Here is an 11,611-nt window from a genome sequence, read left to right as displayed (position 1 = left end):
CGCGCCTTGAGAACCCGCGAGCGGCATCAGAAAAAGGGGGGCGTCGGAGCGATCCGGCGCCCCTTTTCGTGCGGGCGGGCTGTGCGTCGAGAGGTGTGGGCGGGCCGACACTGTAGTCCGAGCCGGGCCCCGTCCGTTCAGGGCCTGTCCGTTGCCATTTCCTGCGCTACGCCCGGCCCGAGTGCTGCCTCGACGCGCCCGGCCGCCTCTTCGCCGGTGGCGATCGCCGCATCCATGCAGGGAAATTCCAGATAGTCGCCGGCCAGATGGACCGGCCCGTTCGCCCTTGTGAGCGCCGGCTGGAGGGCGGCGCGGCCGACGAAGGCGTAGGGTGCGCCCTTCACCCATCGCTGGACGCGGATCTCGCGCACGATGGTCCGGGTGCCCGGATAGAGCCGGTCGAGATCGGCGAGGAACGCCGCCTCGATGTCCTGGTCGGAGCCGCGCATCAGTTCGGCGGCGCCGGCCGCCCCGCGAAACAGCATCAGGCCGCCGCCCGGGCGACGCGGACCGAAGCGCAGCGTGCTCGCCTGATTGAAGAAGACCCCGAAGGATAGGCCGGGTGTCGCCAGGGCGTAGATGTCGTCATAGGGCATCGGCCCGGTCTCGGCGGTCGCGACGGCGGCCGAAAGGAACGGGCCGTAGCGGATCTGCCTCAGGGCCGCGAGGGTCTCGTCGGCGATCCCGCTGATGATGGCTGCGGCGACATCCGCCGGCGCCGCGACGATCGCCTGCCGGGCCGTGACCCGGTGCGTTTCGCCGCCCTGGCGATAGCTCACCACGACCCCGTCTCCGGTCGCCTGGACCGTCTCGACCGTCGCCCCGAGCGACACCCTTGCCCCGAGATCCGCCGCGATCGCCTGTGGCAGACTGGCCGAGCCGCCGAAAAGGTTGCGGCCGAAGGAATGCTTGCTCCACACCTGCGCGAATGAGGTGAGGCCATATCCGGCGGCCATCGCGGACGGCGCGGCCGAGGTGCGCTCGGTGATCGTCGTCAGCATCAGTTCGACGTCCGGATGCAGCGGCCCGACAAGGTCGGCGAGCGTGCGGCTGTTGTCGAAGCCGAGCTGACGCATCCGCCGTGCCGCCGCGCTTTCGCCCTGAACGGCGCGCTGCACGTCCAGCAGCCGTTTCACGCCGCTGCGCAGCCTCAGTCCCATCTTCACCAGCGACGCCCGGCCGGAAAGGCCGAGCGGCAGGCGGAGCGGATAGGTCTCGGCCCTCGCGCCGGCGATGATGCGGCCATGGAAGGCAAGGCCGGCGCGATCGCCCGGGATCGGCAGGGCTTCGAGCCCCATCTCCCCGGCCAGCCGGCCGGCGGGAGATGCGTCGTCGCCGAAGAGATGGGCGCCGAAATTCAGCCAGTAGTCGCCGCGGGGCTCCGACAGGATGCGCCCGCCCACCCTCTCCGACGCTTCCAGGACGAGCAGCCTGCGATGCCTGAGGCGGCGCGCGGCGGCGAGCCCGGCGATGCCGGCACCGACGATGACGACGTCGAAGTCCCGCGTTGGATCGGCCACCGGCGCCATCGTCGTCAGGCCGCTTCGGCGAGTTCGAAGCGGATCGGCTGGGCACCCTTGTAGAGGACGTAGGGGCCGAGTTCGGCGAGCTTGTCGAGATCGGAGGTCAGGGTGATGAAATGATTGCCGGCGAGCTGGCCCATCTTCGAGGCGAAGTGCACGCCGCCATAGGCGAGCAGGATCTCGGTTTCGCTGATGCCGCCGGGATAGAGGATGATCTGGCCCGGCGCCGGGTAGCTCGTGTGGTTCTCGTAGCCGACGGAAAAGTCGGTGTCGCCGAGCGGGATCCAGACGCCTTCGCCGCTCCAGCGGACATGGACGATCTGACTTTCGAAGGGCAGCACCTTCTGGAAGGCCGCGCAGGTCTGCGGCGCCTTTTCGGTCTCCAGCCGTGCGTCGAAGGTGAACGGGCCGGCGGTGATCTTGAGCTTGGTCATGTCGTGGTCCTATGTCGATGCAATCGAATCGTTGGGAGCCCGGAAGCGGCCGAAACCCGTCTCTCAGCCCTCCGGAAGCAGGCGGCAACCGTTTTGGCGCAGGCGCTGCCGCTTGCCCGCCTCAGGCAAGCGGCGCTGCAACGGCGGATCGGAACGGCCGGGCGCGCTTCAAGCGGCTCGGGCGACGGCGAGCGCCGCCTCGAGTTCGGCGATTTCGGCCGGCGAGGGCGAGACCATCGGCGGGCAGACCCGGTCGCTCGCCAGCCGCCCGAGCAGCTTCAGGCAGGTCTTCAGCCGCGCGGTCGCCCGTCCGGTCGGCGCACGGCGATAGACGGCCGCGGCGAGGGGATAGAGCGCCTCGTGGACAGCCCGGGCGCGCGCCCAATCCTGTGCCTCCGCCGCCGCGAAGAGCGCGACGATCTGCTCCGGCACCACGGCCGCAAGGCTCACTTGGCTGCCGTCGGTGCCGATCAGATAGCTCGTCAGGAGATGCTCGTCGCCCGAACCGAGCACGGCGATGTCCGGGCGGCGCGCGCGGATCAGCCGGGCGTTCTCCTCATAGGTGGCGATTTCCCAGCTGCCTTCCTTCACCCCGACGACCCGCGGCGAGGCGATCAGCGCCTCGATCACCCCTTTGGCATAGGCCATTCGCCCGGCGCCGACCGGCGCCTGGTAGAGCAGGATCGGCAGGCCGGTCGCGGTCTCGACGATCCGGTGATGGGCGAGGATCACGTCCGGGTCCTGGGTGAGCGCCCAGCTGTTCGGCGGAAACACCAGGATCGCATCGGCGCCCATGGCTTCGGCGTCCCGCGCCTGGTCGGCGGCATCGAGGCTCGATTCGGCGTTGACCCCGGCGACGATCAGGCAGTCGGCGGGGACCGTTTCGCGCACGATGCCGAGTGCCTTGGCCTTTTCGCCGCGTGGCAGCGTGAAATTCTCGCCCGCATGACCGTTGACAAGCAGACCGCGGATGCCGGGGGTTCTCGCGAGCGGCGCGACATGGTCGGCAAGCGCCGCCTCGTCCACGGCGAAGGCCGCCGTCAGCGGGGTGACGGTCGCGGCGTGGATTCCCCTGAGGCGCTCTCGGATGGGCTGTGTGGGCACTGTCTTCCTGTCGTTCGATATGCTCGGATCGCACCAGTCTTTCCGCGGCACCATCCCCTTTCGCGGCGGCCCGCGTCAGGCCGCCGGCCGCCGCCCCTGGCGCTGCACCGGAATGCCGACAGCAGCCGGAATGGGTGAGGAAGGGGGTATGTGCGTTGCGATGGAAACTCGGATATCCCGCTTTACAAGTCGCAATTTTGTATACAGTCTATAGACAGTCGGTGCAAGCTCGTCGCCGACGGGAACCGCCTTGAAGACGCCCGACATCTCCCTCGAGCAAAGGATCGATCGACATGCTGAAGTCCGCCTGGGTCGCAGCCGCGGGGTTTCTGGCCACCGCGCTGCTCGCCGCCCCGCCCTCCGAGGCCCGCAGCCTCGACGCCATCATCAAGTCGGGAAGCATCCGGGTCGGCGTGAACCCGACGCTGCCGCCGCTCGGGACCTATGACGACAAGAACGAGATCTCCGGCTTCGACGTCGAATATGCGAAGGAGATCGCCGACAAGCTGGGGGTGAAGCTCGAAGTCGTGTCGGTCGGTTCGCCCGACCGCATCCCCTTCGTCACCTCGGACCGCGTCGACTTCGTCCTCGGCGGCATGACCCGCAATTCCGAGCGCGCCAAGGTCATCGACTTCACGGTGCCGGTTTATACCGAGGGCCTCAGCGTCCTGCAGACCGGTGGCACCAAGCCGAAGAGCTGGAACGAACTCAATACGCCGGACACCAAGCTCGTCGAGGTGCGCGGCACGACGCCCGTCAGCTTCATCAAGGAGACGCTGCCGAAGGCGCAGCTGACCCTGCTCGACAACTATCCGGATGCGGTGCGCGCGCTGGCGCAGGGCCGCGGCAACACGATCATCGACGTCGTCGACTATCTCGGCTCCTATACCAAGACCTACACCGGCGTCGAATGGCAGGTGACCTCGATGCCCGTCGATGTCGACTATGACTGCATGGGCGTTGCCAAGGGCAATTCCTCGCTGAAGGACTGGCTCGACATCGCCGCCTTCGAGCTCGAGCGCTCCGGCAAGCGGGGCGAATTGTGGAAGAAGTGGTTCGGCCTCGACATGACCTATCCGATCCCGCTGAACCCGTATTTCTGAGGCAGCCGGGCGACGGGACGGTCTGTCCGTTCCGTCACGGTGAAAGCGACCAGGGCGATGCGCAGGCGATGAACTACACGCTGCAATATGGGCAGGTGCTGCCCTATCTCGGCTACTTTGCCGGCGGCGCGCTGTTGTCGTTGCAGATCGCCTTCCTTTCGTTCTGCGGCGGTCTCGTCATCGGGACCGGTTTCGCATCGGTCACAGCTTTCGGGCCGCGGCCGCTGCGGGTCCTGGTGAAGGTTTATGTCACGGCCTTCACCAACACGCCGCAGCTCGTCCAGATCTATTTCCTCTATTTCGCACTGCCGGACGCCGGCATCCTGCTCAGCTCGTATCAGGCGGTGCTGATCGGCATGACGCTGAATGCCGGGGCGTATCTCACCGAGATCCAGCGCGCCGGCTTCCTGTCGCGGCGCCAGACGGAGATGGAGGCGGCCGAGGTGCTCGGCTTCTCGCGCTGGCAGCAGATCCGCTACGTGATCCTGCCGCATATCGCCAAGGTGCTGTTTCCGCCGCTGGCCAACCAGTACATCCTGATGACCCTCGGCACGTCCATGGCCGCCGTCTTCGGCGTCGAGGAGCTGACCGGTCGCGCCTTCAACGTCAATGCCGAGACGTTCCGCTCGGTGGAGATCTTCTCCCTCGTCGCGGTGTTCTACGTGGTCATCACCTTCGCCGCGACGCTGGCTCTGGCGCTGATCGGGCGGCTGGCCTTTCGGGCGAGGATGCGGATCCTATGATGTGGGACCGCCTCGTCGAGGAAGCGCCGCGCTTCTTCACCTACTGGAACCTGCGCTTCTTCGTCGAGGCGGCGCTGACGACGCTGGCTCTGTCGGTGACGGGTTCGGTGTTCGGGGCGCTGGTCGGCTTCGTTCTTGCGGTGACGCGGATGACCCGCGGCGGCGTCCTGCTGCCGGTGCGGATCCTGGCGATCGTCGTCACCGAGTTCTTCCGCCGCGTGCCGTTCCTCGTCACCTTGATGCTGGTGTTCTTCGTCTCGCAGATGAGCGGCAACGAGTGGCCGCTCTTTGCGATCGCGGCAATGAGCGTCTTCCTCATCGCCGCGGCCTATCTCGCCGAGATCATCCGCAGCGGCCTTCTCTCCGTGCATCACAATCAATGGGATGCGGCAGCGGCGATGAACTTCTCCCTCGGCCAGACCATCTTCCATGTGATCCTGCCGCAGGCCTGGCGCATCATCCTGCCGCCGGCCTTCGGCTTCTTCGTGCTGTTCATCAAGGACACCGCGCTCGCCTCGCAGATCGGCGTCACCGAACTGACCTTCGCCGGCAAGGTGCTGAACAATCGCGGCTTCTCCGCAACGCTCAGCTTCGGGACCGTGCTTCTGTTCTACTTCCTACTGTCATATCCGCTGTCGCTCATCGGCGCGCGCCTGGAGGCCAGACTTGCCGCAACTCGCAATCGACAATCTTAGCGCGACCTACGGCAAGCTGGCGGTGCTGAAATCGGTGTCGCTCGCCGTCGAGAAGGGCGAGATCATCGGCCTGATCGGCCCGTCCGGCTCCGGCAAAAGCACGCTCCTGCGCGTCCTCGTCGGTCTCCTGAAGCCGACCGCCGGCACCATCGCGATCGACGGTCGCCCCGTCGATTTCGGGAAGGCGGCCGAGGTCCGTGCCGTCCGCGACCGCCTGGCGATCGTCTTCCAGCAGTTCAACCTCTTCCAGAACATGACGGTGCTCGAGAACGTCACCATCGCGCCAGTGAAGATCAAGAAGCGGGCGAAGGGCGAGGTGCGCGAGGAGGCAAAGGAGCTGCTGCGAAAGGTCGGCCTCGGGGAAAAGTTAAACGCCTATCCCGACGAGCTCTCCGGGGGCCAGCAGCAGCGCGTGGCGATCGCCCGGGCGCTGGCGCTGAAGCCGGAGATCCTGCTTCTCGACGAGGTGACCGCCTCGCTCGATCCCGAACTCGTCAGCGAAGTGCTCGATACGATCCGGCTGCTCGCTGCCGAGGGCATGACCATGCTGATCGTCAGCCACGAAATGGGCTTCGTGCGCGAACTTTCATCGCGCGTGGTGTTCATGGCGGATGGCCGCATCGTCGAGACGGGGACGCCGGGCGAGGTCTTCGAGACGCCGCAGGAGACGCGGACCCGGGAGTTCGTCTCGAAGATCCTACGGCACTGAGCCCTGGCCGGGGTCGCGATCGGAGCCGGCGAAGCCGCTCCGGCCTCGGCGCGTTCCTGATGTTCAGGAGACGCTTTTCAGGGAAAAGCGCAGGAGGCTTCGGATATGGGTCTGCGCGGCGCGCTTGGCGCGCCTGGCCTCCTCGGCCTCCAGCGCGTCGATGATGGCGAGGTGCTCGGCATTGTCGGGGGCGACGCGATCGGCGAGCCGGGCGACCTCGAAGAGCCGGGTCGTCACCCGGAGCGAGCGGATGATCTTTGCGAGGATCGGATTGCCGCAGGCGTCGATATAAAGGCCGTGGACATGGTCGTCCGACTGCCAGTGGGCATAGGTGTGCTGGCCGGAGGCATCGCCGAGCGCCTCGATCTCTGCCCGGGCATCGCCCAGGAGACCCTTCGGCACCTGTCCCGCGGCCAGTGCCGCGGCCTCGCCTTCGAGGATCTCGCGGACCTTCAGGCTGTGCAGATATTCGGCGAGATCCACATGCCGCACGGCAAAGGAGCGGCCCGCCTCCTTGACGATCAGGCCTTCGCCCTCGAGCCGCTGCAGGGCCTCGCGCAAGGGGGTCCGCGACAGCCCAAGCGTATCGGCGAGCTTGGTCTCGATGATGACCTCGCCGCCGCGCAGCTCCCGCCGGCGGATCAGCTCGTAGACCGCGCGATAGGCCTTGCCGGACTGGTTGATCTGTGGCCGTGATCCTGAGGCGGGAAGGTCGGTGTCCATGGACGAGGTGTATACGCCGATCACGCCGGCTGTCGACAAATTCCGACTGAGCCGGATCGTTGTTGCGATCGCCGTTACCAGAGGGGCTCGAGCCACGCAGGCTCGAGTCCTGCACGGCAAACGCCCTTCGCCGACGCTCAGAACGGATCCGCCGCACCGTCGGGCAGGGGAACCGCGAAGGCGTTGATCGTCATAGAAATCAGCGTGTAATAGCCGAGGATCCCGGTCAGCTCGACTGCTCCCTCCTCGCCGAAGAGGCCGGTGATCCTGGCATAGGTCGCGTCAGTGACGCGATGCTCGCGGTGGAGTTCGTCGGCAAAATCGTAGACTGCCGCCTCGGCCGGATCTGAAAATTCCGGCCGCTCGCCGATCCTGATCGCCTCGACGACTGTAGAGGACAATCCTTCCCTGACCGCGATCGGCGCATGCACCGCCCATTCGAAGCCGGAGCGCCAGAATGCGCCGGTGACGAGGATCGCAAGTTCGGAGAGTTTCGGCGGCAGGCGCGTGCCGTATCGGCAGAAAGCGCCGAGCGCCTGCGCTTTCTCGGCAAGCTCCGGCGATTGCAGCCAGACCCTCAGCGGACCTTCGACGATGCCGCGCGGGCCGGAGGCGATGGCGTCGAAGACCACCTGCTGGGCCGGGGTGAGGGCGGTTTCGTCGAGGTCGATCGGTCGTTTTGCCATGGCGAGGTCCTTTGCGTCGGCCGTGATTGCCGGTGCGGCGAGCGCCGCGGTCCTCTCCGCAAGTCGCCCACGCGCCGGTGGATCGTCAAGCGCTGCCTGGAAACGGCTCGAACCGGATCTCGTCGCCGAGACCGGAGAGCATCGGGCTGTCCGGCAGGCTGCGAAGCTCACTGAGAAAAGCCCTGGCGGCCAGCGAAAAGCTCTGCTTGCGGCGGTGGACGAGGCCGAGAGTGCGCTCGGCTACCGGCTCGTCGAGAGGCCGCCATGTGAGCCCGGGCCGCATCACCACCGGTAGGCAGAGCGCTGGCAACGCCGAGACGCCGAGGCCGGCAAGGACGAGGCCCGAGACCGTTGCCAGCTGATTGACTTCGCCGACGAGGCGCGGCGCCTTCCGGCCCGCCAGCGCGGCATCGAGGCGGCGACGGACGCTGGTGATGCCGGTCATCGAAATCAGCGGCTCGGACAGGAGATCATTCCATGTCAGGCGGGCGCGACCTGCCAGCGAGTCGTCGTCGCGCAGGACCGCGACGAACCTGTCGCTGACCAGGGGCGTGAAACTCAGCTCGTCCTGGCTCTCCGGTTCGACCGAAAAGCCGTAGTCGACCCGGCCGGCAAGGACGAGATCGACGACGGTGCCGTGCAGAACGTCGGCGATGCGGATGGAGACGTCCGGATGCGAGGCGGCGAAGCGGGCGACGGCATCGGGCAGGATGCGCGCGGCGAGCGAGGGCAACGCGGCGAGCGCGACGCGCCCGCGGCGGACCGCGACGAGATCGGCCATCTCCTCGACCGTCTCGTCCCAGGTGGCTGCGAGGCGTCGTGCCAGCGGCAGAAAGGCCTCGCCTTCGCGGGTCAGCGAGACGGTGCGGGACGTCCGGTCGAAGAGTCTCGTTCCGAGCGCTTCCTCGAGCTTCTGGATGGACAGGCTGAAGGCCGGCTGTGACAGGCCGACCCGGCTCGACGCCTCGCTGAAGCTCAGTGTTTCGGACAGTTCGAGAAAGGCGCGCACCTGACGCATCTGCATGGTCATTGATTCAGCAAATCGAACTATTTGATCATTCAATTCGACAAATAGACCAGCTCGCGCGAGGTTGAAAGCGAGGAGACGTTCGGGCCGATCGCCCGAGCGGGCATGGGAGGAGACCGGTGGCGCAATCCGTCTTTCGGATCGGCTGTGGTGCAGGCTTTGGCGGTGACCGGCTCGATGCCGCCGTTCCCGTCGTCGCGGCGCTTGCCGAGGCGGGCGGTCCGGCGTGCCTGATGTTCGAGACGCTGGCGGAGCGCACGCTCGCCCTGGCGCAGCTCGAACGCAAGGCCGGCCGGATCGGCTACGACGCCCATCTCGTCGACCGTCTTGCTCCCGTTCTGAAAAACTGTCTCGATCACCGGATCGCCATCGTCGGCAATTTCGGCTGTGCCGATCCCGAGGGCGCGGCGAGAGCCATTGCCGGCCTTGCGGACCGGCTTGGCTGCCGCGTGCCGAAGATCGCCATCGTCTCCGGCGACGATCTCGTTTCCGGCCGCGACGACGCCGATCTTGCCGCGCTTCTGGCAACGGGCGTTCCGGCCGGCGAGCGGGTGATCAGCGCCAACGCCTATCTCGGCGCCCGCGAGATCGCCGCCGCGCTGACCGGGGGTGCCGACGTGGTCGTCACCGGCAGGGTCGCCGATCCGGCGCTCGCCGTCGGGCCGATCGTTTCGCATTTCGGCTGGGATTTCGACGATCACGACCGGATCGCCGCGGCCACCATGGCGGGCCATCTCCTCGAATGCGGAGCGCAGGTGACCGGCGGTTATTACTGCGACCCCGGCTTCAAGGACGTCGACGGGCTCGAGGCGATCGGTTTTCCGATCTGCGAGGTCAGTGGCGACGGATCCCTGGTGATCACCAAGCCGGAAGCGACCGGCGGCTGCGTCAACGCGCGGACGGTCAAGGAACAGCTGCTCTACGAGATCCACGATCCGTCGGCCTATCTGACTCCGGACGTCGTCCTCGATCTGACCGCGGTGGAGGTCTCGCAGATCGGCCGAGACCGTGTCCAGGTGGCGGGGGCGCGCGGCAAGCCACGGCCGGAGACGCTCAAGGCCACCGTCTGCTACGACGGCGGCTACATCGGGGAAGGCGAGATTTCCTATGCCGGACCGAACGCCCTTGCCAGGGCGAAGGCTGCGATGGAGACCATTCGCCGGCGTGTCGACCCGGCGCTGAGACTGCGCGCCGATCTGATCGGGTCTGCCAGCCTGTTCGCCGACGACGACGGGCGCTTCATCGCCGAGGAGGCACGTCTGCCGCCGACCTCGGACGTCCGGTTGCGGGTCGCGGTCGCAGCAGTGGAACGAGCCGCCGTGGAAGCTGCCGTCTACGAGGTCGGTGCGCTCTATACGTGCGGGCCGGCCGGCGGCGCCGGCGTGCGGACCAGCGTTCGCTCGCGGATCTCGACGGGTTCGGTGCTGGTTCCGCGCCAATTCGTCTCGCCGTCGCTCCAGTTCCTCGGGAGCGCCTGATGGATACGGTCGGCACGCGCAGCCACACGATTCTGCTTCATGCGATTGCCCATGGAAGGGCCGGCGACAAGGGCGATCGGCTGAATGTTTCGGTCATCGCCTACCGGCCGGAATTCTACCCGCTGATCGCCCGGGCCGTGACCGTCGAGCGGGTGCGCGAGCTCTTCGCCGAGCGCCGGCCGGCCGGGATCGTCCGCTATGAACTGCCGCGCCTCGGCGCCCTCAATTTCGTGATCGATGCGGTTCTGGGTGGCGGCGTCAATGCCAGCCTCAACCTCGACGGCCATGGAAAAAGCCTGTCGTTCCGCCTGCTCGAACTGGAGATCGAGGTCGGGGCGGAAACGATCGGACAGATCGACCATCTCAGGGAGGAGAAACCATGAAACGCACCATCTTCGCCGTCGCGCTGGCGGCCCTTTCGCTGGCGCTCGCCAGCCCGGCAAGCGCCCAGAACAAGCGGCTCCTGATCGGCTCGACCTCGGCCTCGTCGAGCCAGTACGGCTATTTCGTCGCGCTCGGCCAGCTGATCAACGACAAGGTGCCCGGCGTCACCAGCTCGGTCGCCGAGACCGGCGCGACGCTCGACAATCTGCGGCGCATGCAGCGCGGCCAGGTCGATCTCGGCCTCGTCACCACCAACGTCGTCCAGCATGCCTGGGAGGGCACGCAGGAATTCGACGGCCATGCGCAGGAGGCGCCGATCCTCTTCGTCTATTCGCCGGCGCCGCAGAACGTGGTGATACGCAAGGATGCCGAAGTCTCGACGCTCGAAGACCTCGCCGGCAAGCGCTTCAATCCGGGCATCCGCGGTTCGGCGACCGAGGCGACTGCCGAAGCCGTGTTCAAGACCCTCGGCATCGAGCCGGACTATGTCCGCGGCTCGACGACCGACGTCGTCGACCAGGTCAAGGACAACCGGCTCGTCGGCTATGTGAAGTCCGGGGCCGGCGAGAAGCTCGACGCATCGTCGCTCGACATCAACACCTTCACGCCGATCACGGTCGTCTCTTTGTCCGACGAGCAGGCGGAAACGCTGAAGCAGAAGATGAAGGACATCTCCGTCGTCGACATCGAGAAGGCTGGCGAGGGGATTGCCCCCTACAAGACCTGGAGCTTCGCGCTCGCCGTCTCCGCCAGCCCCGACATGGACGAGGAGACGGCCTACCAGATCACCAAGGCCGCGATGGAGGACAAGACCGTCCAGGCCAACGCGCTCGCCTCGCTGAAGGGCGTCGATCTCGCCAAGCTGACCATGCAATATGCCACCGTCCCGCTGCATCCGGGGGCCGCGCGCTACTTCAAGGAGCAGGGGATCGACATCCCCGAACGGCTTCTGCCGGAAGCGCAGTAAGACCGATGCACCCGGCCGGGGAACTCCTCCGGCCG

At 67.0% G+C, this 11,611-nt stretch carries 13 protein-coding genes; 7 read left to right on the top strand and 6 right to left on the bottom strand.

Annotated elements, in window-relative coordinates; all coding sequences use genetic code 11:
• Positions 1-137 precede the first annotated feature (137 nt).
• The 3 genes from E3C22_RS12160 to E3C22_RS12150 form a co-directional block, all read right to left on the bottom strand.
• Positions 138-1,520, bottom strand: coding sequence for an FAD-dependent oxidoreductase (locus E3C22_RS12160; RefSeq protein ID WP_167591745.1), 1,383 nt, complete (start codon positions 1,518-1,520; stop codon positions 138-140).
• Positions 1,521-1,534: 14 nt separating this feature from the next.
• Complete coding sequence (locus tag E3C22_RS12155) at positions 1,535-1,957, bottom strand: DUF3830 family protein (protein WP_134762283.1); 423 nt, start codon at positions 1,955-1,957, stop codon at positions 1,535-1,537.
• Positions 1,958-2,125: 168 nt separating this feature from the next.
• A complete protein-coding gene (locus E3C22_RS12150) occupies positions 2,126-3,061 on the bottom strand; it encodes a dihydrodipicolinate synthase family protein (RefSeq protein ID WP_245514952.1) in 936 nt (311 codons plus the stop codon).
• 293 nt (positions 3,062-3,354) lie between these two features.
• Between E3C22_RS12150 and E3C22_RS12145 the strand changes: the two genes are divergently transcribed.
• From E3C22_RS12145 to E3C22_RS12130, 4 genes are all read left to right on the top strand, one after another.
• Positions 3,355-4,164, top strand: a complete 810-nt coding sequence (locus E3C22_RS12145; RefSeq protein ID WP_134762281.1) for a transporter substrate-binding domain-containing protein — start codon at positions 3,355-3,357, stop codon at positions 4,162-4,164.
• 68 nt (positions 4,165-4,232) lie between these two features.
• Positions 4,233-4,907, top strand: coding sequence for an amino acid ABC transporter permease (locus tag E3C22_RS12140; RefSeq protein WP_134762280.1), 675 nt, complete (start codon positions 4,233-4,235; stop codon positions 4,905-4,907).
• A complete protein-coding gene (locus E3C22_RS12135) occupies positions 4,904-5,602 on the top strand; it encodes an amino acid ABC transporter permease (RefSeq protein ID WP_245514950.1) in 699 nt (232 codons plus the stop codon). Before E3C22_RS12140 ends, E3C22_RS12135 begins: the two co-directional genes overlap by 4 nt.
• A complete protein-coding gene (locus E3C22_RS12130) occupies positions 5,574-6,311 on the top strand; it encodes an amino acid ABC transporter ATP-binding protein (RefSeq protein WP_134762279.1) in 738 nt (245 codons plus the stop codon). Before E3C22_RS12135 ends, E3C22_RS12130 begins: the two co-directional genes overlap by 29 nt.
• A 63-nt stretch (positions 6,312-6,374) precedes the next feature.
• On the opposite strand, the gene E3C22_RS12125 is transcribed toward E3C22_RS12130, so the two are convergent.
• The 3 genes from E3C22_RS12125 to E3C22_RS12115 form a co-directional block, all read right to left on the bottom strand.
• Entirely contained in the window at positions 6,375-7,058 is a 684-nt protein-coding gene (locus E3C22_RS12125; protein WP_245514948.1) for a GntR family transcriptional regulator, read from the bottom strand.
• A 113-nt stretch (positions 7,059-7,171) separates the two neighbouring features.
• Positions 7,172-7,720, bottom strand: coding sequence for a carboxymuconolactone decarboxylase family protein (locus E3C22_RS12120; RefSeq protein ID WP_134762278.1), 549 nt, complete (start codon positions 7,718-7,720; stop codon positions 7,172-7,174).
• 85 nt (positions 7,721-7,805) lie between these two features.
• Positions 7,806-8,744 carry a LysR family transcriptional regulator gene (locus tag E3C22_RS12115; RefSeq protein ID WP_167591744.1) on the bottom strand — a complete coding sequence of 313 codons (939 nt, stop codon included), beginning with the start codon at positions 8,742-8,744 and terminating at the stop codon, positions 7,806-7,808.
• A 122-nt stretch (positions 8,745-8,866) separates the two neighbouring features.
• Between E3C22_RS12115 and E3C22_RS12110 the strand changes: the two genes are divergently transcribed.
• From E3C22_RS12110 to E3C22_RS12100, 3 genes are read left to right on the top strand one after another with little or no spacing between them, the layout of a single operon-like run.
• Complete coding sequence (locus tag E3C22_RS12110; RefSeq protein ID WP_134762276.1) at positions 8,867-10,225, top strand: acyclic terpene utilization AtuA family protein; 1,359 nt, start codon at positions 8,867-8,869, stop codon at positions 10,223-10,225.
• Positions 10,225-10,608, top strand: coding sequence for an AtuA-related protein (locus E3C22_RS12105; protein WP_134762275.1), 384 nt, complete (start codon positions 10,225-10,227; stop codon positions 10,606-10,608). The genes E3C22_RS12110 and E3C22_RS12105 overlap by 1 nt, the downstream gene beginning before the upstream one ends.
• The gene (locus E3C22_RS12100; RefSeq protein WP_134762274.1) at positions 10,605-11,576 is read left to right on the top strand and encodes a TAXI family TRAP transporter solute-binding subunit; all 972 of its coding nucleotides are present in this window, start codon (positions 10,605-10,607) and stop codon (positions 11,574-11,576) included. Before E3C22_RS12105 ends, E3C22_RS12100 begins: the two co-directional genes overlap by 4 nt.
• Positions 11,577-11,611 lie beyond the last annotated feature (35 nt).

It is taken from the genome of Jiella endophytica (assembly GCF_004519335.1).
Classification (GTDB): Bacteria; Pseudomonadota; Alphaproteobacteria; order Rhizobiales; family Rhizobiaceae; genus Jiella; species Jiella endophytica.
The sequence above is the reverse complement of the archived record's forward strand: the minus strand, read 5'-3'. Positions and strand labels throughout refer to the sequence as shown.

What these genes read in the sequence shown, in the direction of transcription:
- E3C22_RS12140 (WP_134762280.1), top strand. Translation starts at nt 4,233, where the DNA reads ATGAACTACACGCTGCAATATGGGCAGGTGCTGCCCTATCTCGGCTAC.
- E3C22_RS12145 (WP_134762281.1), top strand. Translation starts at nt 3,355, where the DNA reads ATGCTGAAGTCCGCCTGGGTCGCAGCCGCGGGGTTTCTGGCCACCGCG.
- E3C22_RS12100 (WP_134762274.1), top strand. Translation starts at nt 10,605, where the DNA reads ATGAAACGCACCATCTTCGCCGTCGCGCTGGCGGCCCTTTCGCTGGCG.
- E3C22_RS12105 (WP_134762275.1), top strand. Translation starts at nt 10,225, where the DNA reads ATGGATACGGTCGGCACGCGCAGCCACACGATTCTGCTTCATGCGATT.
- E3C22_RS12115 (WP_167591744.1), bottom strand. Translation starts at nt 8,744, where the DNA reads ATGCAGATGCGTCAGGTGCGCGCCTTTCTCGAACTGTCCGAAACACTG.
- E3C22_RS12120 (WP_134762278.1), bottom strand. Translation starts at nt 7,720, where the DNA reads ATGGCAAAACGACCGATCGACCTCGACGAAACCGCCCTCACCCCGGCC.
- E3C22_RS12135 (WP_245514950.1), top strand. Translation starts at nt 4,904, where the DNA reads ATGATGTGGGACCGCCTCGTCGAGGAAGCGCCGCGCTTCTTCACCTAC.
- E3C22_RS12155 (WP_134762283.1), bottom strand. Translation starts at nt 1,957, where the DNA reads ATGACCAAGCTCAAGATCACCGCCGGCCCGTTCACCTTCGACGCACGG.